This window comes from Streptomyces sp. NPDC092370, from assembly GCF_044755265.1.
Taxonomy (GTDB): Bacteria; Actinomycetota; Actinomycetes; order Streptomycetales; family Streptomycetaceae; genus Streptomyces.
The window spans coordinates 112,846-133,665 of record NZ_JBIVQO010000012.1 but is presented as its reverse complement, the minus strand read 5'-3'; the positions used below and the strand labels follow the sequence as shown (position 1 = coordinate 133,665).

Sequence of the window (20,820 nt, the reverse complement as noted above, 5' to 3'; positions counted from 1 at the left end):
CCGCGCCCCTGAGGTGGCCGTACTCAGCCCTTGTCCAGGTACTGCTCCCTCTCCTCGTCCAGAAGGGCGTCGAGAGCCGTGCGCAGGCCGGGCAGGCCGGTCAGCTCCGGGTCGGCCGCCACCACCGCGGTCGCCTCCCGCCTCGCCTCGGCGATGATCTCCTCGTCCTCGATGACCGCGAGCATCCTCAGGGAGGTGCGGGCGCCCGACTGGGCCTGGCCGAGGACATCGCCCTCGCGGCGTTGTTCGAGGTCGATGCGGGACAGTTCGAAGCCGTCGAGGGTGGCGGCGACCGCACCCAGGCGCTGGCGCGCCGGGCTCGCCTCGGGCATCTCGGTGACCAGGAGGCACAGGCCGGGGGCCGAGCCACGGCCCACGCGGCCGCGCAGCTGGTGGAGCTGGGAGACGCCGAAGCGGTCGGCGTCCATGATCACCATGACGGTGGCGTTGGGGACGTTGACGCCGACCTCGATGACCGTCGTGGCGACCAGGACGTGGGTCTCGCCGGCGGCGAAGCGGCGCATGACGGCGTCCTTGTCGTCGGGGTGCATCCTGCCGTGCAGGACCTCCACTCGGAGGCCCTGGAGGGGACCCTTGGACAGCTGGTCGGCCACTTCGAGGACGGCGAGCGGCGGGCGCTTCTCCGCGGCGTCCTCCGGGGGCTTTACGGCCTTCTTCCGGCCGGCCTTCTTCGGGTCGTCCTCCTCGTCGTCGCCGATGCGGGGGCAGACGACGTATGCCTGATGGCCGTTCTCCACCTCCTCGCGGACCCGCTCCCACGCGCGGGACAGGAAGTGGGGCTTGTCGGCGGCCGGGACGACATGGCTGGCGATCGGCGAGCGGCCGGCCGGGAGCTGGTCCAGGACGGAGGTCTCCAGGTCGCCGAAGACGGTCATGGCGACCGTGCGCGGGATGGGCGTGGCCGTCATGACCAGGAGGTGCGGGGGCTGTTTGCCCTTGCCGCGCAGGGCGTCGCGCTGCTCGACGCCGAAGCGGTGCTGTTCGTCGACCACGACCAGGCCCAGGTCGTGGAACTGCACCTTGTCCTCGATCAGCGCGTGCGTGCCGATGACGATGCCGGCCTCGCCGGTGGTGAGGTCGAGCAGGGCGTGCCGCCGGGCGGCCGTCCCCATGGAACCGGTGAGCAGCACCACCTTGGTGGCCTGTTCGGACCCGCCGAGCATGCCGCCCTCGGCCAGCTCGCCCATCATCTCGACGATGGACCGGTGATGCTGCTGCGCGAGCACTTCGGTGGGCGCGAGCATGGCGGCCTGGCCGCCCGCGTCGACCACGGCGAGCATGGCGCGCAGGGCGACCATGGTGTTGTGGGTGACGGTGAAGTTGTCGGTGACGTAGGCATGGCCGGGGTGGGCGACGCTGATGCACTGGACGGGCTTGCGCCCCACGTACTCGACCGCCCGGATGCCGCGCCGGAACGTGTCGTGCTGCGGCCTCGGACGCACGCGGCCGGCCTTGCGCGCAAGCCGGAACGGGGCGTACTCGTCAGGCAGGGCGACCGACACGGTGCAGGCGGGCTTCTTCGGGAGCACCAGTGCCCGGCCGCCGAGAGAACGGACGAGCCAGGCGACGTCCTCGGCGAGCCGGCGTGACGCGGAGCACAGGGAGATGCTCATGCCGTCGGCGTCGACGGTGCCGTCCGTATCCATGAGCCCTTGCAAGAGTGCGAGACGGTCCTTGACCGACGCGTTCTTGAAAGCGTCCGGGACGAACTTGCCGTGGGACGTCACTCCCCACAGGTCCACTTCACGCAGGGCCTGGATCACGGGGTTCCGCATGCCTCCGGCCCGCTCCACGAGCTGAATCGTGTAGTCGCAGCGGGCTCCCCTCACCGGTACCAGCCGACATGCAGGCGCTACTGCGGCGGCCACCGCGTCATGGATCTCCGCGTCGATGGTGGAGAGCCGGAGACTGTGCCGGAACGAACCGTCTCCGAGCAGTACACCGAGCAGGTACGGGTCGAGGGGCAGACCCGCGTCGCCACCCAGGTCGACCGGCTTGGCCACGGGGATGTACCACTTCGATGAACCGTCGGCCTCGAACGTGTCGAGACGGATCTCCCGGGTCGCCATGACCTCGGGTGCCTGACTGCGATGCCGTCCGCACCTGGTGCCGACGATCCAAAGGTGCTCGTCATCGCACTCGACGGAACTTCCGTCGGACAGAACGATGCGCCACACGTCGCGTTCCCCCTGAGGGAAGACGCCGTCGATCAGCGCGATCTCCCCGTCCGGCACCACCACTTCGTCCCCGACCCGAAGCTCGCCCATGCGGCGGAAACCCGTGGGAGTGAGTACCAGCGAGTCGAGGGGCTGGGCCTTGCCCGAGCCGACCTCCCCCTGCAGCAGCCGGTGCATCGGGTGGTCGGTGGCCAGGTCGTCGAAGATCTCCCGGGAGACGCGCTGCTGGCCGTCGGTGAGGGTGAAGGGAAGGCGGGCGTCGAAGGCGGTGAGGAGGCCGTCGGGGGCGGGCTTGCGGGGGACGGCGGGGAGTTGGGCGTCCGCGTGACGGCGGCGGGCCAGGGCGACCTGGAGGACGAAGGCCTCGTCCCACTTGAGGCGGGAGCGGGCGTCCTCGATGTCCGCCTTGGTGTGCGGGCGGTGGATCTTGAGGAGGGCCTCGGGGAGGGGCACCAGGCCGCGGCCCCGACGCAGGGTGTCGGGGAGCGGGTCGACGGCCTCCTGGGCGGTGGGCAGGACCGTCTGGATCGCCTTGCCGATCTTCCAGGACTCCAGCTTGGCGGTGGCGGGGTAGATCGGGATCAGGGCACCCGCCCAGGTCTCGACGGACTCCTCCGGGTCACCGCGCAGCAACTCGTAGGCCGGATGGGCGAGTTGGAGGCGTCGGTTGAAGACGGAGACCTTGCCCGCGAACATCGCGCGGGTGCCCGGCAGGAGTTCCTTGTGGGGTTTGTGGACTCCGGCGCCGAAGAAGACCAGTTGGAGCCGGCCGCTGCCGTCCGTGATCGTGACCTCCAGGCGCTGGCCCTTGCCGCGCGGGGCCTTGGCGGAGGCGAAGGTGTGCAGGCGGGCGTCGGCGACCTGCGCGACCACCGTGACGTGCTCGTCCATCGGAAGGTCGGCGAGGTGGGTGAGCTGGCCGCGCTCCTCGTATCTGCGCGGGTAGTGGTGGAGGAGGTCGCCGACGGTGAGCAGGCCGAGGTGCTCGGCCATCACCTTCGCGGTGGCGGGGCCGAGCACCGACTTCAGCGGTTGGCGCAGGGGTTCTTCCAGTGCGGGCACGAGATCCATTGCACACCACGCCACTGACAATGGCTTCCAGGCCGCGGCCGGATCGCCGTAAAGATCCCGGAAACCCCTGGTCAGGCGGCTGGTTCGGGCCTTAGGATGACGCGCTCTTGGCCCTTCTTCGCGGTCACCGCCTCACCGGGACCGCCCGACCCCGCGCCGTCGCGAGTCCCCCACCGGCGCCGTGATGATGGACTCCCAGACCTCACCGGCATCCCAGCCCTCCCCGCCGCCCCCTTCACCTCATACGTTCCAGGTCGACCTGCGTGGCCTGGTGGACCTGCTCTCCCAGCACCTCTACTCCAGTCCGAAGGTGTATCTGCGCGAGCTGCTGCAGAACGCCGTGGACGCCATCACGGCCAGACGCGCGGACGAGCCCGGCGCCCCTGCCCGGGTCCGGCTGTACGCGGAGGGCGGTGCCCTGCGTGTCGAGGACACCGGCGTGGGGCTCACCGAGGCGGACGTGCACAGCCTGCTGGCCACCATCGGGCGCAGCTCGAAGCGCGCCGAGGGGCTTCAGGAGGTCCGGTCCGGCTTCCTCGGGCAGTTCGGGATCGGGCTGCTGGCCTGTTTCGTCGTCGCCGAGCGGATCCGGGTCGTCAGCCGCAGCGCCCGTACGCCCGGGGCGCCGCCGGTCGAGTGGACGGCGTCCGAGGACGGTTCGTACACCGTGCGGACGTTGCCGGACGCCGAGCGGCCCGAACCGGGCACCACCGTGCATCTGGTGGCCCGGGCGGGCGCCGCGGAGTGGCTCGCGCCCGGACGGGTCGAGACGCTGGCACGGAACTTCGGGTCGCTGCTGCCGTACGACGTGCGGGTCGGAGACGAGGCGGTCACCGACCTTCCGGCACCGTGGGACCGCCCGTACCCGGGCCCGGCCGCCCGCCGCGTCGCCCTCGCCCGGCACTGTCACGAGCTGTTCGGCTTCACCCCGCTGGACACGATCGACCTGTCCGTGCCGGTGGCCGGCATCCGCGGGGTGGCCTTCGTGCTGCCCTCGGCGGTGAACCCGGCCCAGCGCGCGGGTCACCGCGTGCATCTGAAGGGCATGCTGCTGACCGAGCGGGCCGAACAGCTGCTGCCCGACTGGGCGTTCTTCGTGCGCTGCGTGCTCGACACGGACAGCCTGCGGCCCACGGCGTCGCGCGAGGCGCTGTACGAGGACGAGACGCTGGCCGGTGTGCGGGAGGCGCTGGGCGAGCGGATCCGTTCCTGGCTGACGGCGCTGGCGGCCGGTGACCCGGAGCGGCTGGCCGCGTTCCTGTCGGTGCACCACCTGGGCGTGAAGTCGCTGGCCCGGCACGACCGGGAGATGCTGCGCACGATGCTGCCGTGGCTGCCGTTCGAGACGACCGGCGGGCGGCTGTCCCTGGAGGAGTTCGCGCAGCGGCATGCGGTGGTGCACTTCACACGGACCGTCGAGGAGTACCGGCAGGTCGCGCCGATCGCGTCCGCGCAGGGCATCGGCGTGATCAACGGCGGCTACACGTACGACAGCGAGCTGATTCAGGCGCTGCCGTCGGTGCGGCCGGGCACGGTGGTCGCCGAGCTGGACGCGGAGACGGTGACCGCGCATCTGGACGCGGTCGACCCGGCCGAGGAACTGGCCCTGTCCGGCTTCCTGGCGGCGGCCCGGGCCCGGCTCGACCCGCTCGGCTGCGACGTCGTCCTGCGGGCCTTCCACCCGCTGACCCTGCCCGCGCTGCACCTCGACGACCGGGACGCCCGGCACGAGCAGGCCAGGGCGGACGCCGAGGCGCGGGCCGACGACCTGTGGGCGGGCATCCTCGGCTCCCTGCGCGGCAGCGCCCCCCGCGCGCGTCTGGTGCTGAACCATCTCAACCCGCTCGTGCGGCGGATAGCCGCGCTGCCCGACCCGGAGCTGATCGGCACCGCCACGGAGTCGCTGTACGGGCAGGCGCTGCTGATGGCGCAGCGGCCCCTGAGGCCGGCCGACTCGGCGCTGCTCAACCGCGCGTTCATCGGCCTCCTGGAGTGGGCCACGCACAGCGAGGACGGTCGGGCATGAGCGGGATCCTGGACCTCGACGCGCTGCGCGAGGCGATGGCGGAGAACGCCGGGCGGCCGGAGGGGCCGGCCCGCAACGCGCGCGCGGAGCAGCTGCTGACGGCGGCCGAGAAGCTGAACAACCCGCTCGCCGTGATCGAGGCCCTCGGCCATCAGCTGAAGGTCTACAACTACAGCTCCGAGAAGGGGAAGATGTTCGTCCCCTTCGCGCGTCTGCTGCGCATGTGGGACGAACGGCCCGAGGACTTCGACGCGCACGAGACCCACTCGCTGCACTGGGTCTTCAAATGGGTCTCGGCCGGCATGCTGGACCAGCCGCACATCCCGCTCGCGTCGATCGAGAAGTGGCTCGGCGAGATGGAGCACCGCTACCGGCTGGCCGGGCACTCCGAGCGGGCGGTGCGCAGTGCCGAGCACAGTGTGGCCGCGCATGTCGGGGACGTGGCGCGGGCCGAGCGGGCGTACGCCGCGTGGCTGGCCGCCGACCGGGACGGCATGTCCGACTGCCACGCCTGCGAGCTGCACGGTCAGGGCTGGTGGCAGGCGGAGCAGGGGCGGGACGCTCAGGCCCTGCAGCTGTGGCGGCCGGTGCTGGAGGGCGAGTACGCCTGCGCCCACGAGCCGCACTCGGCCCTCGCGTCCTCCCTGGTGCCGCTGCTGCGGCTGGGCCGCCTGGACGAGGCCCGCGCCCACCACCTGCGGGGCCTTCGGCTCGTCCGGGCGATGGAGAGCATGCGCGGCGCGTACGCGGAGCACGTGGAGTTCTGCGCGCTGACCGGCAACGAGGCGCGGGGCCTGGAACTGCTCGCGGAGCGGCCGGCGTACTTCACCGGTGACGGGCATCCGCGGGGCAAGCTGGACTTCATGAGCGTGGTGGCCCTGCTCATGGACCGCCTGACCGGGCTCGGGCTGGGCGAGCGGCAGGTGCCGGGCCCGGCCGGCCGGGAGTGGACCGCCCGTGAACTCGCCGCGCACGCGCGCGGGGAGGCCCTCGCCCTGGCGGCGCGCTTCGACGAGCGCAACGGCACCACGCACGTGAGCGAACGGGCACGCGCGCGTATGGCGCGGCGACCGCTGGTGGAACGGCTGCCGCTGGGCGTGCGGTCGGTGCGGCGGGCGCCCCTGCCCGCTCCCTCCACGGCTTTGGCCCCCGTCACCCGGCAGCCGGATCTGCCCTCCCTCCTGGCCGGGGCACGACAGCTGTCGGACACCCTGCGGCCGGGCGCCGTGGAGGCGTGGGCGGCGGTCGCCGAGGCCGCTCAGGGCGTCGAACTGGATCCGCGCGACCGTGCGGAGATGGCCGACCACGAGGCGATGTCCCTCGGCCCCGAGGGCATCGCCCTCTTCGAACGGGCCGCCGGCCTCTACACGGAGGCGGGCGACCCGGGCGAGGCCCTCGCGGCACGCGCGCGTGGAGCGTACGTCCGCGCGCTCGCGGGCGATGTGGACGGCGCCGTCGCGGCGGTGACGGGTCCGTACGACGAGGTCCTCGCGCTGTACGCCGCCGACGGCACCGGTATACGGCAGACCGCGGCCGTCGTGATGAGCCGGGCGCGGATCCTGACGCGGCGGGCGCACGGCGGCGAGGGCGACAGCGCGGTGCGAGCCGAGGCCGAGGCGGCCGTCCGGGAGGTCCTCGCGCTGGTCGACGGCCGGGCCGGGGAGGACGTACGGCTGGCCGCGCGGGCCGCCGAGGCCCGCGCGATGCTCGGGGAGCTGGCGGGGCTCGCAGGGGACCTGGAGACGGCCGCGGAGCTGTTCGCCCGGGGCGCGGCGGCGTTCGTCGAGGCGGGGCTGCCGTGGTTCGCGGTGGAGTACGAGGCCCGGCTGGCCTCCCTGGCCCACCACCTCGGCGACACGGCGGAGACGGAGCGGGCACTGCGGGCGGCCCTGGAGCACGGCGGAGCGGAGCTGGAGGCGCCCGGACGGGCCCAGCTGCACCTCCAGCTCGCCGAGGTCGTCGGTGGCCGGGGCGAGGCCGTCGAGGCCGCCCGGCACGCCCTGGAGGCCGCGCACTGGGCCGACGAGGCGGGCGAGTCGGCGACGCTGGGTGCCTGGGCGCGACAGCAGCTCGGCGGGTTTCTGCTGCGGCAGGGGCGGTGGGCCGAGGCCGCGGAGGTGCTGGAGTCGGCGCTGCCCGATCTGACCGCCCAGACGCACGGCGACGGGGCGGTCGTGCAGACGCAGTGGTGGCTCGGCGACTGCCTGAGCGAGCTCGGCGAGCACCGCGCGGCCGCCGAACGGCGGCTGCAGGCCGCCGAGATCGCCCGCCGCTGGCCCGAGCAGCACGACCACGCGACCCTCGCCCACCTGGCCGGGGAGTCCCTCGGGCAGGCCGGGCTGCCCGCCGAGGCGGACCGGGCCTACGCGCGCGCGGGCGATCTGTGGCGCGACCTCGGCAACACGACCGGCCTGGTCCGCTCCCTGCGGGCCCGTGCCTGGCTGGCGCTGCACGCCGAGGACGGGCCGGGAGCGGCACGGAACCTGATGGCGGAGGCGGCCCGGGAGTGCGAGGCGGCCCGGGACACGGCGTCCGACGAGGAGTCCCGGCAGCAGCTCGTCGCCGAACTGGGCCATACCCACGGGCAGTTCGGCGATCTGCTGGTCCGCTCCGTCTCCGGGGACGCCGAAGGCCCCGCGGCCCGGGCCGTGTTCGAGGAGGCTCTGGCTCACGTGGCGCGGTCGGCCGAGGTGTTCGCCTCTCTCGGGGACGACGCCCTGCACAGCCGCACCGGAGCGGAACTCGCGGCGGGCCGGCTCGAGGCGGACCTGGGCCGCCCCGCCGACGCGATGGCACGCGCGCGTGCGGTGCTGGCCGCCTACGAGGAGCACGGCGCCGGTGAGGACGATGTGGTGCGGGCCCGGCGGCTGGAGGCGGAGGAGCTGCTCCGTCCGCCGGCGCGGCGGCCGGACTGAGAGGGCTCGATCAGGTACGTGTCGGGCAAGGGCCGCCCAGGCAGCCCCCAGGTGCGGGCCCGGGTCCGTACGCCGATGCCGGGCCTACTCCACGCCGATGAGGAGCAGCGCCCCCTGCCGTCCGCCCCGGTACAGAACGGTGTCGACGGCGAGGTACCTCTCGCGGACCCGGCCCTCCAGGTGCTCGGCGACGGTGTCGGGGGCCTCGTCGCCGAGGACCAGGGTGACCATCTCGCCCCCGGCCGAGAGCATCCGGTCCAGGACGGTCTCGGCGGTCTCGGCGACGTCCGCGCCGATCACGGCCACGTCCCCGTCGATGAGCCCCAGGACATCGCCAGCCTGGCAGATGCCGGCCATCGTCCAGGACTGGCGTTCGGCGACGGTCACCTCGGCGTAGCGGGTGGCCCCGGCGGCCGACGTCATCGAGACGACGTCCTCGTCGAAGCGGCGGTCCGGCTCGTGCACGGCCAGCGCCGCGATGCCCTGGACCGCCGACCGGGTGGGGATCAGCGCCACGCGGATGCCCTCCGTGCGGACCTGCTCGGCGGCCGCCGCCGCCGTGTGGCGCAGGTCGGCGTCGTTCGGCAGCAGCACGACCTCGCGCGCGTGGGCCCGCCGTACGGCCTGGACGAGCTCGCCGCTCGCGGGCGGCTCCCCGGGGCGGGCGAGCACGGTCGTCGCGCCGGCCTCGGTGTACAGACCGGCCAGGCCCTCGCCGGGCACGACGGCCACGACGGCCCGCTGGGCGCGTTCCCGGGGCGGCCGCTCGGCGCCGGTGGTGTGCACGTCGCCCGCGCCGAAGTGCGTGATGCGGATCCGGTGGGGCCGCCCGGCCTCGATGCCGGCCTCGACGGCGGCGCCCGCGTCGTCCACATGGACGTGGACGTTCCACAGTCCGTCGCCGCCGACCACGACGAGGGAGTCGCCGAGGGCGTCGAGCCGCTCGCGCAGCCGCTCCACGTCCCGGTCCTCGGCTTCCAGGAGGTAGATCACCTCGAACGCCGGTGCCTCCCGGCCCGGTGCGGCGGCGCTGTCGGCGCACTCGTCCCGGACGCCGTCGACCGGCACGGGGCCCGCTCCCGGGTCCACGCGCGCGTGGGGAGCCTCGAAGGGGCCGCTGCACGCGAGCGCTCCCGGCTTCTCCCCCGTGAGCGTCTCCACCAGCGCCCCGAGCACCGCCACCAGGCCCCGCCCCCCGGCGTCGACCACTCCGGCACGTTCCAGGACGGGCAGCCGGGCCGGGGTCGCGGCGAGGGCCGCCCGGGCACCGTCGTAGGCCGCCCGGGCCACCGCCCCGCAGTCGCCCTCCGCGCTGTCCGCGGCGTCGGCGGCGGCCGAGGCGACGGTGAGGACGGTGCCCTCGACGGGGTGGGCCACGGCCCGGCGGGCGGAGTCGGCCGCGTGCCGCAGGGCGAGCCGCAGGCCCTGCCCGTCCGCTCGGGCGGCGCCGTCGCCGGCCAGCACCTGGGCCATGCCACGCAGCAGCTGGGCGAGGATCGTCCCGGAGTTCCCGCGGGCACCGATCAGGGCGCCGTGCGCCATGGCCCGGGTCGCGTCGGCGAGCGTCGGGCCGTCCGGGCCGGACGCCGCCGCGTGCCCGGTGAAGACCGCCTCGACGGCCGCGGCGGCCGACTCCACGGTCAGATACAGGTTCGTGCCGGTGTCGCCGTCCGCGACCGGATAGACGTTGATCGCGTCGATCTCCTCACGCGCCCGCCCCAGGGTCTCGAGCGCGAGACCGCACCAGGTGCGCACCGCGAGAGCATCGAAGAATGTCTGCGGCACCTGCGCCACCGCGCCTCCCTGAGCTGCTGGACGTGGCACGCAGCGTAGACCCCGGGGCGGTGTTCACCGGAAGAGGGAGGGGACCGGACCCCTGAGCTGCCGTGGTAGTTTCGTTCCACGGGTGCAGCCGTTGTATGCTGCTCCGGTTGCCCGATCTGATCGGGCCTTCCCCCTGGCAACGCCACTCAGATCTCGCGGGCTCCTGGAGTCCGAGAATCTTGATCCCGGCCTGCCGGGATCAACCGTAAGTGCATCTGAAGTCTTTGGAGTGACCCGTGGCTGCCAACTGCGACGTCTGCGGCAAGGGGCCGGGCTTCGGCAACAACATCTCGCACTCGCACCGCCGTACGTCCCGCCGCTGGAACCCGAACATCCAGCGTGTGCGTACCGTGGTGGGCGGGACGCCGAAGCGCGTGAACGCTTGCACCTCGTGCATCAAGGCCGGCAAGGTCTCGCGCTGACGCTCAGCTAGCGCGCGGCCACTGCTGGTTCGCTGCAAAGCCGGTCCACCTCTGGTGGGCCGGCTCTTTGCCGTTCCCAGAGACGTTGCCCGGGCCAGCCAAGCGTTCCCCGCGGGCCCACGGCCCGGCGGGCCCGGGCGGCGCGGTGCGACGCCGGAGCGTCGCAGTCCGGCGCCGCGGCCCGGCGGTTACGCGCCCCCGCGGAAGCGCCAGCCGTGATCCACGGGCCCGATTCCCCCACCGAGCGCGAACCCGGCCGCCACCGCCCCCGTGACGTACTGCTTCGCCGCCGCCACCGCCTCCGGCACGGACCGCCCCTTCGCGAGCTGGGAGGCGATCGCGGAGGCGAGCGTGCAGCCGGTGCCGTGGGTGTGTCGGTTGTCATGCCTCGGCGCCCGCAGCCAGTGCTCCTCGGAGCCGTCGGTGAGCAGGTCGACGGCGTCACCGGGCAAGTGTCCGCCCTTGATCAGCACCCAGCGCGGCCCGTATCCGAGGACGGCCGAGGCGGCCTGCCGCATCTCCGCCTCCGACTGGACCCGTACGCCGGTGATCTGGGCCACCTCGTCGAGGTTCGGTGTGGCGACCGTCGCCACCGGCAGCAGCTTCGTACGCACGGAGTCCAGCGCCGAGGCGGCGAGCAGGGCGTCGCCGTGCTTGGAGACGCCCACCGGGTCGACGACGGCCGGGGCGTCCGTCCCCGCGATCAACTCCGCCACCGCCTCCACCAGTTCCGCGGAGGCCAGCATGCCGGTCTTGACCGCCTGGACGCCGATGTCGTCGACGACACTGCGGTACTGGGCCCGCACGGCCTCCACGGGCAGTTCCCAAGCCCCCTGCACGCCGAGGGAGTTCTGCGCGGTCACCGCCGTGACGACGCTCATGCCGTGCACGCCGAGCGCGAGCATCGTCTTGAGGTCGGCCTGGATGCCCGCGCCACCGCCGGAGTCGGAGCCCGCCACCGTCAGGACGTTGGGGATCATGACTCTATGTCGGCGAAGTGATCCCAGCCGCCCTTGCTGGTCCACGGCGCCCCGTCGACCGTCACCTGCGGCAGCGCCGAGGGGTTGAGGACCTCGCCGATGACCTTCCAGCGGGCGGGCAGCTTCACGTCCGGCGGGAAGGTCGCCACCATCGCGTGGTCCTCTCCCCCGGTCAGCACCCACTGCATGGGGTCGACCCCGACGGCCTGCCCGATGTCGTTCATCTGGGACGGGATGTCGATCGCCCCGGATCGGATGTCGATGCGGACCTTGCTGGCCTCCGCGATGTGCCCGAGGTCGGCGATCAGCCCGTCGCTCACGTCGCACATCGCGGTCGCCCCGAGCCCGGCGGCCGCGGGACCCGCGTGGTACGGCGGCTCGGGCCGCCGGTGGGCCTCCACGAAGGCCCGCGGCGAGCGGAACCCCCGGGACAGTACCGCGTACCCGGCCGCGGACCAGCCCAGCCAGCCCGTCACCGCGACGAGATCGCCGGGCTGCGCCCCCGCCCGCGTCACCGGCTCCTGGTTGCGCAGATCACCGAGCGCGGTGATCGACACCATGATCGAGTCGCCGCGTACGACGTCTCCGCCGACCACGGCGGCGCCCGCCACCTGGCATTCGTCGCGCAAGCCGTCCATCAGCTCGCTGGGCCAGGTCACCGGCAGCTCGGCCGGGACGACCAGGCCGAGCAGCAGCGCGGTCGGTACCGCGCCCATGGCGGCGATGTCGGCGAGGTTCTGCGCGGCCGCCTTGCGGCCCACGTCGTAGGCCGTCGACCAGTCGCGGCGGAAGTGCCGGCCCTCCACCAGGATGTCGGTGCTCGCCACGACCCTGCGGTCGGGCGCGGCCACCACGGCGGCGTCGTCGCCGGGGCCGACCCGGACCGCCGGGGTGGTGGTCAGACGGGAGGTGAGCTCCCTGATGAGCCCGAACTCACCGAGCTCACCAACAGTGCCCTTCATTGCCCTTTCGCCCCTTCTGTCCCTGTCCGTGCCCGGTCGCGAGGCATCTCAGTCCTCGCTACGGTCGAAGTGACCGTCAAGTTCTGCCGGACCTGCACCCCGGCGCGCAAGACCCGGTCCCCGCAGGTCTCCCCGCGGCGAGCGACGACGCGATACCGTGGCGTTCCTTTTCCCCACATGATCCTCGTGGCCGCCCTGGAGGTTCCGTGGTACAGGCGTACATCCTGATCCAGACGGAGGTCGGCAAGGCGTCGACCGTCGCCGAGACGATCAGCAAGATCCCTGGGGTCATCCAGGCCGAGGACGTGACGGGACCGTACGACGTGATCGTGCGGGCGCAGGCCGACACCGTCGACGATCTCGGCCGCATGGTGGTCGCCAAGGTCCAGCAGGTGGACGGCATCACCCGCACCCTGACCTGCCCGGTCGTCCATCTGTAGCCCCCGTCTACCCTGTGCCGGTGAACTCTTTCCGTCACCGGCACCGTTGTGTCTTCCGCGTGTTCCGGCTGCCCGCTCTCGCGCTGTTGATCACTGTTGCGGGCTGCTCCTCAGCAGACGACAGCGCGTCGGCGGCGGTTCCCAGTCCGGACCCGAAGGTCGCGGAACTGTGCCGGGACCTGGACAAGGTACTGCCCGCGACGGTGGACGGTGAGCGCCGTGAGGATCCCGAGCCCGCGTCGGCGCTGACGGCGGGCTGGGGCAGCCCGGCGATCATACTTCGCTGCGGTGTGCCGCAGCCGCCGAAGATGATCGACCCGAAGGTGGCGGACGGACGGGATCCGGACGCGGTCGCCGGGGGTGTGAACGGCGTCGACTGGCTGATGGAGAGCCGGGAAGGCGGGGGGCACCTCTTCACGACCGCCAACCGGGAGGCTTACGTGGAGGTACGGGTACCCGAGGGTCCGGACAGCTCCGGCGTGCTGATCGACCTGGCCCCGGCCGTGAAGAAGGCGATCCCCGAGGGGATCGCCTCCTGAAGCCCGCGTTTCTAGGGCCGGTTCACCGCAGCCCGGTCGGCCTGCGCAGTGCCGCCTGCACCAGGCGGTCGATCAGCTCCGGGTAGCTCACCCCGCTCGCCTGCCACATCTGCGGATACATCGAGATGGGCGTGAAGCCGGGCATCGTGTTGATCTCGTTGATCACGAACTCGCCGTCCTCGGTGAGGAAGAAGTCCGCGCGCACCAGGCCTTCGCAGGACGCCGCCTCGAACGCGTCGACCGCCAGGCGCTGGACCTCGGCCGTCTCCTCGGGCGTCAGGGGCGCCGGGACGAGCCCCGGGGTGGAGTCGATGTACTTGGCCTCGAAGTCGTAGTACGCGTGCGCCTCGGGCGAGGGGATCTCCGCGGGGAGGGAGGCCCGGGGGCCGTCCTCGAACTCCAGGACGCCGCATTCGATCTCACGGCCGCGCAGCGCGGCCTCCACGAGGATCTTCGGGTCGTGCCGCCGGGCCTCGGCGATGGCCTCGTCGAGGCCGGAGAGGTCGTCGACCTTGGTGATGCCGATCGAGGAACCGGCCCGCGAGGGCTTCACGAAGAGCGGCCAGCCGTGCTCGCCTGCGAAGTCGACGATCTTCTTGCGGGCGGCCGCCTGGTTCTGCTCCCACTCGCGCGGGCGCACCACCACGTACGGGCCGACCTTCAGCCCGAAGGAGGTGAACACCCGCTTCATGTACTCCTTGTCCTGGCCCACGGCCGAGGCGAGCACACCCGAACCCACGTACGGGACGCCGGAGAGCTCCAGGAGGCCCTGGAGGGTGCCGTCCTCACCGTACGGGCCGTGCAGCACCGGGAAGACCACGTCGACCTCGCCGAGGGCCTTGGGCACCGAACCCGGCTCGCTGTAGACGACTTCGCGGCTGGCGGGATCGACGGGAAGGATCACCGCGCCCTCGGTGGACTCGGCGAGCAGGTCGACGCTGGGCGGACGCCGGTCGACGATCGCCATCCGCTCCGGTTCGTCCGCCGTGAGCGCCCAACGCCCGTCCTGGGTGATGCCGATCGGCAGGACGTCGTACTTCGTCCGGTCGATGGCCTTGAGGACGGCGCCGGCGGTGACCACGGAGATCCCGTGTTCGGAGCTGCGCCCGCCGAACACGACGGCCACACGCGGCTTGCGAGGCGGCTGCTCGGGGCTCTGGGGGAGGTTCTCGGTGCTCATATCGCGTTGAGAGTACCCGTAGGTAAGGCCGCGAGTCAGCGCGCGCGGCCTCGCGTCGCTCAGCGTCGTTCGGGCTTCGCGCTGCGCGACATCAGCTCCTTGAGAGCCACCACCGGGGGCTTGCCCTCGTGCACGATGCCGACGACTGTCTCCGTGAGGGGCATGTCGACGCCGTGCCGCCGGGCCAGATCCAGCACCGACTCGCAGGACTTGACGCCCTCGGCGGTCTGCTTGGTGACCGCGATGGTCTCCTGGAGGGTCATGCCCTTGCCGAGGTTGGTCCCGAAGGTGTGGTTGCGCGACAGCGGCGAGGAGCAGGTGGCCACCAGGTCGCCCAGTCCCGCGAGTCCGGAGAAGGTCAGCGGGTCGGCGCCGAGCGCCATGCCGAGACGGGTGGTCTCGGCGAGACCGCGGGTGATGAGGGATCCCTTGGCGTTGTCACCGAGGCCCATGCCGTCCGCGATGCCGACGGCGAGGCCGATGACGTTCTTCACGGCTCCGCCCAGTTCGCATCCCACCACGTCGGTGTTGGTGTACGGGCGGAAGTAGGGGGTGTGGCAGGCGGCCTGCAGCCGCTGGGCGACGGCCTCGTCGGTGCAGGCGACCACGGCCGCGGCCGGCATCCGCGCGGCGATCTCCCGGGCCAGGTTGGGCCCGGTGACCACGGCGATCCGGTCCGGGCCGACCTTCGCGACGTCGTCGATGACCTCGCTCATCCGCATCGCGGAGCCGAGTTCGACGCCCTTCATCAGCGACACGAGGACCGTGTCGGGGGCCAGCAGCGGGCTCCACTCGGCGAGGTTGGCGCGCAGGGTCTGCGAGGGGACCGACAGGACGGTGAAGTCGGCGTCCGCGACGGCCTGCGCGGGGTCGGTGGTGGCCCGTACGTTCTCCGGGAGCTCGACGCCCGGGAAGTAGTCGGGATTGGTCCGCGTGGCGTTGATCGCCTCCGCGACCTCCGGGCGGCGCGCCCACAGGGTGACCTCGCACCCCGCGTCGGCGAGCACCATGCCGAAGGCCGTACCCCACGAACCGGCGCTCAGGACCGCCGCCTTGACCGGCTTGCTCACTTGCCCAGCCCCTCTTCCTGCACGGTCTGTCCGGACTTCTGGTGTGTCGTCGTCTGCGCCTCGGTGCGGCGCCGTTGCTCGATCCGCTCCCGGCGCGGGTCGTACGGCGTCTCGGGCGCCTTCTCACCGCGGATCAGCTCCAGCTGGGTGGTGACGGCGGCCATGATGACCTCCGTGGCCTCCTTCAGCAGGTCCGCAGTCATCTCCCGGTCGTAGAACCGGGCGAGGTCGACCGGCGGCCCGGCGAGCACGCGGTGCGTCTTGCGCGGCAGCAGATGCGGCTTCTTCGCGTACGGCGGCAGCAGTTCGTTGCAGCCCCACTGCGCCACGGGGATCACCGGGCACTTGGTCTGCAGGGCCACGCGCGCGGCACCGGTCTTGCCGGTCATGGGCCAGCCGTCCGGGTCGCGGGTGAGGGTGCCCTCGGGATAGAACGCGACGCATTCGCCGCGGTCCACGGCGTCGATGGCGGCCCGGAAGGCGCTCAGCGCGTCCGTGCTCTCGCGGTAGACGGGGATCTGCCCGGTGCCGCGCATCGCGGCTCCGACGAATCCCTTCTTGAAAAGCCCGCTCTTCGCGAGGAATCGCGGGACGCGCCCGGTGTTGTACTGAAAGTGTGCGTAAGCGAAGGGGTCGATGTGCGAATTGTGGTTCACCGCGGTGATAAAGCCACCCTCAGCCGGAATGTGCTCCATTCCGCGCCAGTCCCGCCTGAGCAGAACCACCAGCGGCGGTTTACAGATCACCGCGGCGAAGCGGTACCAGAAGCCGATTCTGCGGCGGGGCACGCGGACACCTTCCTCTAGGGCCTGAAGCCGGGGCCACGGGGGGCCGCACAAGTGTCGCCCCAGGCCGCCGGTCTGTCGAGAACACCGTACGCCCCGGCACGCCGCCCGCCCGATGCCCCGGGTGACAATGACCGCGACAAGAGGAGGACGGAACATCCGTGCAGTGGACCCTGGTCGTACCCCTGAAGCCCCTGGCCCAGGCCAAGAGCAGGCTCGCGGACACCGCGGACGACGGGCTGCGGCCGGACCTGGCGCTGGCCTTCGCCCAGGACACGGTGGCGGCCGCGCTGGCCTGCCCCGCGGTGCGGGATGTGGCAGTCGTCACGGACGACGCCCGGGCGGGCCGTGAGCTGGCCGCACTGGGCGCCGCGATCATCCCCGACGAGCCCGGCGGTGGCCTCAACGCCGCCCTGGCACACGCGGCGCGGGCCGTACGCTCCGTCCGCCCGTCCGGCGCGGTGGCCGCGCTGAACGCCGACCTGCCGGCACTGCGCCCCGCGGAATTGTCCCGCATTCTCGAAACCGCCGCCGAATTCCCGCGCGCATTTCTTCCGGATGCGGCCGGAATCGGCACGACGTTGCTGGCCGCAGCACCGGGCTGTGCATTGCGCCCGGCCTTCGGTGCGGATTCCCGGGCCCGGCACCGTGCCTCCGGGGCGGTGGAACTGCCCCTCACCGCGGTGGACTCCGTACGCCAGGACGTGGACACCGGCGCCGACCTGCGCAGCGCGCTGGCCCTGGGGGTCGGCCCTCATACGGCCGCGGCCGCCGCGCGGTTGCTGATACCCGGGCAGTAGGCTGCGGCCATGCAGGCGACCGCGTACACGTACGACCCCGAAAGCCGCAGCGGGCAGGTGCTCCTGGACGACGGCACCCCGGTGCCCTTCGACGCGGCCGCGTTCGACGCGGGGGGCCTTCGGCTGCTGCGCCCCGGCCAGCGGGTCCGTATCGAGGTGGAGGGCACGAAAGACGCCCCGCGGATCACACTGGTGACCCTGCAGACCCTCTGATCACTTCCTGAACACGCCGCGGGCCGGACTCCATGCGGAGTCCGGCCCGGCGCGTGAGTACCCCAGTGCCCTTACTTCTTGCGGGCGGTGGTCTTCTTGGCGGTGGTCTTGCGCGCCGTCGACTTCTTGGCGGGCGCCTTCGTGGCCGTGGCCTTCTTCGCCGGGGCCTTCTTCGCGGCGGTGGTCTTCTTCGCGGCGGTGGTCTTGGACGTCGCCGTGGTCTTGGCGGGCGCCTTCTTCGCGGTGGTCTTCTTCGCGGCCGCCGACTTCGTGGTGGTGGCCTTCTTCGCCGTCGTCTTCTTGGCGGTGGTCTTCTTCGCGGCGGCCGACTTCGTGGTCGCCTTCTTCGCGGCGGCCTTCTTGACCGTCGCGCCGGCACCGCCGCTCAGGCTGCCCTTGGGCGCCTTCTTGACGGAGACCTCGCCACCACGCGGCAGCTTCTTCGAACCGCTGACCAGGTCCTTGAAGCCCTGACCGGCACGGAAACGCGGAACGGAGGTCTTCTTGACCCGAACCCGCTCGCCCGTCTGAGGATTACGGGCGTACCGCGCCGGACGGTCGACTTTCTCGAACGAACCGAAGCCGGTGACCGAAACCCGCTCACCCGAGACGACCGCGCGGACGATGGCGTCCAGGACATGGTCGACAGCGTCGGCAGCCTGCTGGCGGCCGCCCATCTTGTCGGCAATCGCTTCTACGAGCTGCGCCTTGTTCACGTCTTCCCCTTCGGAGACATCGCTAGAACGAAAGTGTTCAAGCTTTTTCGCACGTTAGGCAGATATATACCGCAAATCAAACACGAAACGGGCTTATCACCCTTGTGCCGCAACGAACTCGACGGTGTCGGTGGGTTCAGGGTTCCTCGTCGGGGAGACGTCCCTCGTCGAGGTCCGCGGTGAACCGCTCCAGCCGCCTTGCCGCGTCGGCGAGATCGTGCTTGGCCGCGGCCGTAATGACCAGCAGCTTCCGGGTCAGCGCCATCCGTACGCCCTCCGGGACTTGCAGTGCGCGCACCCTTGTGTGCGCTTCCTTGAGTTGGCCCGCGACCGCCGCATAGAGCTCGAGTTGGCCGTCGTGTTCCATGCACAGATTGTGCCATCTGGGGCGAGTTGTCGCCTGCGCAGGGGACAACTGCCGCCTCGGACGGCCTCTCCGGCACACGTGGAAGTCACGGCTGTACCACTCACGTACCCCCGCAACCACCGCCTTAACGTGGGAAGTTGGCAGCCGAACAGAGGGTGGACAGGGCCGTTCGGGTGCAGACACGGCTGTACCCCCGATCGGGCTGATCGGGGGTACAGAGGGGGTGCCGCAGTGGCCGAAAGTCGCCTTGTCCAGGGGCGGCGGAGCGTGCCCGGGGTCAGACCGGGAGCGTCCGCGGCTTGAACGCCGGGCGCTTCGCCTCGTACGCGGAGATGTCCGCCTCGTTCTGCAGGGTGATCGAGATGTCGTCGAGGCCGTTCAGCAGCCGCCAGCGGGCGTTCTCGTCGAGTTCGAAGGAGGCGGTGATGCCCTCGGCGCGCACCTCGCGGCTCTCCAGGTCGACGGTGATCTCGGCCTGCGGGTCCTTCTCCGTGAGCTCCCACAGCGAATCCACGATCTTCTGCTCCAGAACCACCGTGAGCAGGCCGTTCTTGAGCGAGTTGCCGCGGAAGATGTCGGCGAAGCGGGAGGAGATCACGGCCTTGAAGCCGTAGTTCTGCAGCGCCCAGACGGCGTGCTCACGGGAGGAGCCGGTGCCGAAGTCAGGACCGGCGACCAGCACGGTCGCGCCCTGCCGCTCGGGCTGGTTGAGCACGAACGACGCGTCCTTGCGCCAGGCCTCGAACAGCCCGTCCTCGAATCCGTCGCGCGTGACCTTCTTGAGCCAGTGGGCGGGGATGATCTGGTCGGTGTCGACGTTGCTGCGGCGCAGTGGGACGGCCCGGCCGGTGTGGGTGGTGAAGGCTTCCATGACTGATCAGACTCCAGCGGGCGTACGGGTCTCGGCGTCGGACAGGTCGGCCGGGGAGGCCAGGTGGCCCAGGACGGCCGTGGCGGCCGCGACCTGCGGCGACACCAGGTGCGTCCGGCCGCCCTTGCCCTGCCGGCCTTCGAAGTTGCGGTTGGAGGTGGACGCGGAGCGCTCACCGGGGGCCAGCTGGTCGGGGTTCATGCCCAGGCACATCGAGCAGCCCGCGTGCCGCCACTCGGCGCCGGCCTCCTTGAAGACCACGTCCAGCCCCTCGGAGACGGCCTGCAGACCGACCCGCGCGGAGCCCGGGACGACCAGCATCCGTACGCCGTCGGCGACTTTGCGGTCCTTCAGCAGCTCGGCGGCGGCGCGCAGGTCCTCGATGCGGCCGTTGGTGCACGAGCCTACGAAGACGGTGTCCACCTTGATGGAGCGCAGCGGCTGCCCTGCCTCCAACCCCATGTACTCCAGGGCCTTTTCGGCGGCGTAGCGCTCCGATGCGTCTTCGTACGAAGCGGGATCGGGGACGGACGCCGAAAGCGGTGCGCCCTGGCCCGGGTTGGTGCCCCAGGTGACGAACGGCGACAGTTCGGCGGCGTCGATGACGACCTCGGCGTCGAACTCGGCGTCCTCGTCGGTCCTGAGCGTCTTCCAGTACGCGACGGCCGCGTCCCAGTCCTCGCCCTCGGGGGCGTGCGGGCGGCCCTTGAGGTAGGCGAACGTGGTCTCGTCCGGGGCGATCATGCCCGCGCGGGCGCCGGCCTCGATCGACATGTTGCAGATGGTCATGCGGGCTTCCATCGAGAGCTTCTCGATGGCCTCGCCGCGGTATTCCAGGACGTAGCCCTGGCCGCCGCCGGTGCCGATCTTCGCGATGATCGCCAAAATCAGGTCCTTGGCGGTGACGCCGTCGGGCAGTTCGCCGTCGACCGTGATCGCCATGGTCTTGGGGCGGGACATCGGCAGCGTCTGGGTGGCCAGCACGTGCTCCACCTGGGAGGTGCCGATGCCGAACGCCAGCGCGCCGAAGGCGCCGTGCGTGGAGGTGTGCGAGTCGCCGCAGACGACGGTGGTGCCGGGCTGGGTCAGACCCAGCTGCGGACCCACGACGTGCACGACGCCCTGCTCGACGTCGCCCAGCGGGTGCAGCCGCACGCCGAAGTCGGCGGCGTTCTTGCGCAGCGTCTCCAGCTGGATCCGGGAGACCGGGTCCGCGATCGGCTTGTCGATGTCGAGGGTGGGGGTGTTGTGGTCCTCGGTCGCGATGGTGAGGTCCAGGCGCCGCACGGTGCGACCGCTCTTGCGGAGGCCGTCGAAGGCCTGCGGGCTGGTCACCTCGTGCAGCAGGTGCAGATCGATGAAGAGAAGGTCGGGCTCGCCCTCCGCGCGCCGGACGACGTGGTCGTCCCAGACTTTCTCCGCGAGTGTCCTACCCATCGCT

At 72.0% G+C, this 20,820-nt stretch carries 18 protein-coding genes; 7 read left to right on the top strand and 11 right to left on the bottom strand.

The annotated features are described in order from the left end of the window. Window positions 1-23: 23 nt before the first annotated feature. On the bottom strand, window positions 24-3,269 hold the full coding sequence (locus tag ACIQHQ_RS30275; RefSeq protein WP_402617763.1) for a helicase-related protein: 3,246 nt from the start codon (window positions 3,267-3,269) through the stop codon (window positions 24-26). Between the two features lie 187 nt (window positions 3,270-3,456). On the opposite strand from ACIQHQ_RS30275, the gene ACIQHQ_RS30270 reads away from it, so the two are divergent. After that, on the top strand, window positions 3,457-5,295 hold the full coding sequence (locus ACIQHQ_RS30270; protein ID WP_402618057.1) for an HSP90 family protein: 1,839 nt from the start codon (window positions 3,457-3,459) through the stop codon (window positions 5,293-5,295). Continuing rightward, window positions 5,292-8,210 (top strand): tetratricopeptide repeat protein, encoded by a 2,919-nt coding sequence (locus ACIQHQ_RS30265; RefSeq protein ID WP_402617760.1) that lies wholly within the window; start codon window positions 5,292-5,294, stop codon window positions 8,208-8,210. Before ACIQHQ_RS30270 ends, ACIQHQ_RS30265 begins: the two co-directional genes overlap by 4 nt. Window positions 8,211-8,294: 84 nt before the next feature. Here the strand turns inward: ACIQHQ_RS30265 and ACIQHQ_RS30260 are convergent, their stop codons facing one another. Further along, entirely contained in the window at window positions 8,295-10,004 is a 1,710-nt protein-coding gene (locus tag ACIQHQ_RS30260) for a DAK2 domain-containing protein (protein WP_402617758.1), read from the bottom strand. Window positions 10,005-10,270: 266 nt separating this feature from the next. Here ACIQHQ_RS30260 and rpmB point away from each other — a divergent pair, with 266 nt between their 5' ends. Then, window positions 10,271-10,456: a 50S ribosomal protein L28 gene (gene rpmB / locus ACIQHQ_RS30255; protein WP_003993230.1), complete on the top strand. Its 186-nt coding sequence runs from the start codon at window positions 10,271-10,273 to the stop codon at window positions 10,454-10,456. Between the two features lie 188 nt (window positions 10,457-10,644). Here the strand turns inward: rpmB and thiD are convergent, their stop codons facing one another. Then, window positions 10,645-11,436: a bifunctional hydroxymethylpyrimidine kinase/phosphomethylpyrimidine kinase gene (gene thiD, locus ACIQHQ_RS30250; protein WP_402617755.1), complete on the bottom strand. Its 792-nt coding sequence runs from the start codon at window positions 11,434-11,436 to the stop codon at window positions 10,645-10,647. Continuing rightward, entirely contained in the window at window positions 11,433-12,398 is a 966-nt protein-coding gene (locus ACIQHQ_RS30245; RefSeq protein ID WP_402617753.1) for a thiamine-phosphate kinase, read from the bottom strand. Before ACIQHQ_RS30245 ends, thiD begins: the two co-directional genes overlap by 4 nt. Window positions 12,399-12,604: 206 nt before the next feature. Between ACIQHQ_RS30245 and ACIQHQ_RS30240 the strand changes: the two genes are divergently transcribed. Both ACIQHQ_RS30240 and ACIQHQ_RS30235 read left to right on the top strand, forming a co-directional pair. Continuing rightward, window positions 12,605-12,838 carry an Lrp/AsnC family transcriptional regulator gene (locus ACIQHQ_RS30240; RefSeq protein WP_003997603.1) on the top strand — a complete coding sequence of 78 codons (234 nt, stop codon included), beginning with the start codon at window positions 12,605-12,607 and terminating at the stop codon, window positions 12,836-12,838. Between the two features lie 20 nt (window positions 12,839-12,858). Continuing rightward, on the top strand, window positions 12,859-13,377 hold the full coding sequence (locus ACIQHQ_RS30235) for a DUF3515 domain-containing protein (protein ID WP_402617750.1): 519 nt from the start codon (window positions 12,859-12,861) through the stop codon (window positions 13,375-13,377). Window positions 13,378-13,399: 22 nt separating this feature from the next. On the opposite strand, the gene ACIQHQ_RS30230 is transcribed toward ACIQHQ_RS30235, so the two are convergent. The 3 genes from ACIQHQ_RS30230 to ACIQHQ_RS30220 are packed head-to-tail and all read right to left on the bottom strand — an operon-like array spanning window position 13,400 to window position 16,415. Next, a complete protein-coding gene (locus tag ACIQHQ_RS30230) occupies window positions 13,400-14,557 on the bottom strand; it encodes a D-alanine--D-alanine ligase family protein (RefSeq protein WP_402617748.1) in 1,158 nt (385 codons plus the stop codon). Between the two features lie 59 nt (window positions 14,558-14,616). Continuing rightward, entirely contained in the window at window positions 14,617-15,627 is a 1,011-nt protein-coding gene (locus tag ACIQHQ_RS30225; protein ID WP_402617745.1) for an NAD(P)H-dependent glycerol-3-phosphate dehydrogenase, read from the bottom strand. Beyond that, entirely contained in the window at window positions 15,624-16,415 is a 792-nt protein-coding gene (locus ACIQHQ_RS30220) for a lysophospholipid acyltransferase family protein (RefSeq protein WP_402617742.1), read from the bottom strand. The genes ACIQHQ_RS30225 and ACIQHQ_RS30220 overlap by 4 nt, the downstream gene beginning before the upstream one ends. A gap of 158 nt (window positions 16,416-16,573) precedes the next feature. On the opposite strand from ACIQHQ_RS30220, the gene cofC reads away from it, so the two are divergent. Next, complete coding sequence (gene cofC / locus ACIQHQ_RS30215; RefSeq protein WP_402617740.1) at window positions 16,574-17,212, top strand: 2-phospho-L-lactate guanylyltransferase; 639 nt, start codon at window positions 16,574-16,576, stop codon at window positions 17,210-17,212. Window positions 17,213-17,221: 9 nt separating this feature from the next. Then, window positions 17,222-17,425 (top strand): hypothetical protein, encoded by a 204-nt coding sequence (locus tag ACIQHQ_RS30210; protein WP_402617737.1) that lies wholly within the window; start codon window positions 17,222-17,224, stop codon window positions 17,423-17,425. Between the two features lie 71 nt (window positions 17,426-17,496). Here the strand turns inward: ACIQHQ_RS30210 and ACIQHQ_RS30205 are convergent, their stop codons facing one another. The 4 genes from ACIQHQ_RS30205 to leuC form a co-directional block, all read right to left on the bottom strand. Then, window positions 17,497-18,141, bottom strand: coding sequence for an HU family DNA-binding protein (locus ACIQHQ_RS30205; protein ID WP_402617734.1), 645 nt, complete (start codon window positions 18,139-18,141; stop codon window positions 17,497-17,499). 136 nt (window positions 18,142-18,277) lie between these two features. Further along, window positions 18,278-18,508, bottom strand: a complete 231-nt coding sequence (locus ACIQHQ_RS30200) for a hypothetical protein (protein ID WP_402617731.1) — start codon at window positions 18,506-18,508, stop codon at window positions 18,278-18,280. A gap of 277 nt (window positions 18,509-18,785) precedes the next feature. Further along, window positions 18,786-19,379, bottom strand: a complete 594-nt coding sequence (gene leuD, locus ACIQHQ_RS30195) for a 3-isopropylmalate dehydratase small subunit (protein ID WP_390989419.1) — start codon at window positions 19,377-19,379, stop codon at window positions 18,786-18,788. 6 nt (window positions 19,380-19,385) lie between these two features. Beyond that, window positions 19,386-20,816, bottom strand: coding sequence for a 3-isopropylmalate dehydratase large subunit (leuC, locus tag ACIQHQ_RS30190; RefSeq protein WP_402617728.1), 1,431 nt, complete (start codon window positions 20,814-20,816; stop codon window positions 19,386-19,388). Between the last annotated feature and the right edge of the window lie 4 nt (window positions 20,817-20,820).

What these genes read in the sequence shown, in the direction of transcription:
- thiD (WP_402617755.1), bottom strand. Translation starts at nt 11,436, where the DNA reads ATGATCCCCAACGTCCTGACGGTGGCGGGCTCCGACTCCGGCGGTGGC.
- ACIQHQ_RS30275 (WP_402617763.1), bottom strand. Translation starts at nt 3,269, where the DNA reads ATGGATCTCGTGCCCGCACTGGAAGAACCCCTGCGCCAACCGCTGAAG.
- ACIQHQ_RS30245 (WP_402617753.1), bottom strand. Translation starts at nt 12,398, where the DNA reads ATGAAGGGCACTGTTGGTGAGCTCGGTGAGTTCGGGCTCATCAGGGAG.
- ACIQHQ_RS30200 (WP_402617731.1), bottom strand. Translation starts at nt 18,508, where the DNA reads ATGGAACACGACGGCCAACTCGAGCTCTATGCGGCGGTCGCGGGCCAA.
- ACIQHQ_RS30230 (WP_402617748.1), bottom strand. Translation starts at nt 14,557, where the DNA reads ATGAGCACCGAGAACCTCCCCCAGAGCCCCGAGCAGCCGCCTCGCAAG.
- ACIQHQ_RS30270 (WP_402618057.1), top strand. Translation starts at nt 3,457, where the DNA reads ATGGACTCCCAGACCTCACCGGCATCCCAGCCCTCCCCGCCGCCCCCT.
- leuD (WP_390989419.1), bottom strand. Translation starts at nt 19,379, where the DNA reads ATGGAAGCCTTCACCACCCACACCGGCCGGGCCGTCCCACTGCGCCGC.
- leuC (WP_402617728.1), bottom strand. Translation starts at nt 20,816, where the DNA reads ATGGGTAGGACACTCGCGGAGAAAGTCTGGGACGACCACGTCGTCCGG.
- ACIQHQ_RS30210 (WP_402617737.1), top strand. Translation starts at nt 17,222, where the DNA reads ATGCAGGCGACCGCGTACACGTACGACCCCGAAAGCCGCAGCGGGCAG.
- ACIQHQ_RS30265 (WP_402617760.1), top strand. Translation starts at nt 5,292, where the DNA reads ATGAGCGGGATCCTGGACCTCGACGCGCTGCGCGAGGCGATGGCGGAG.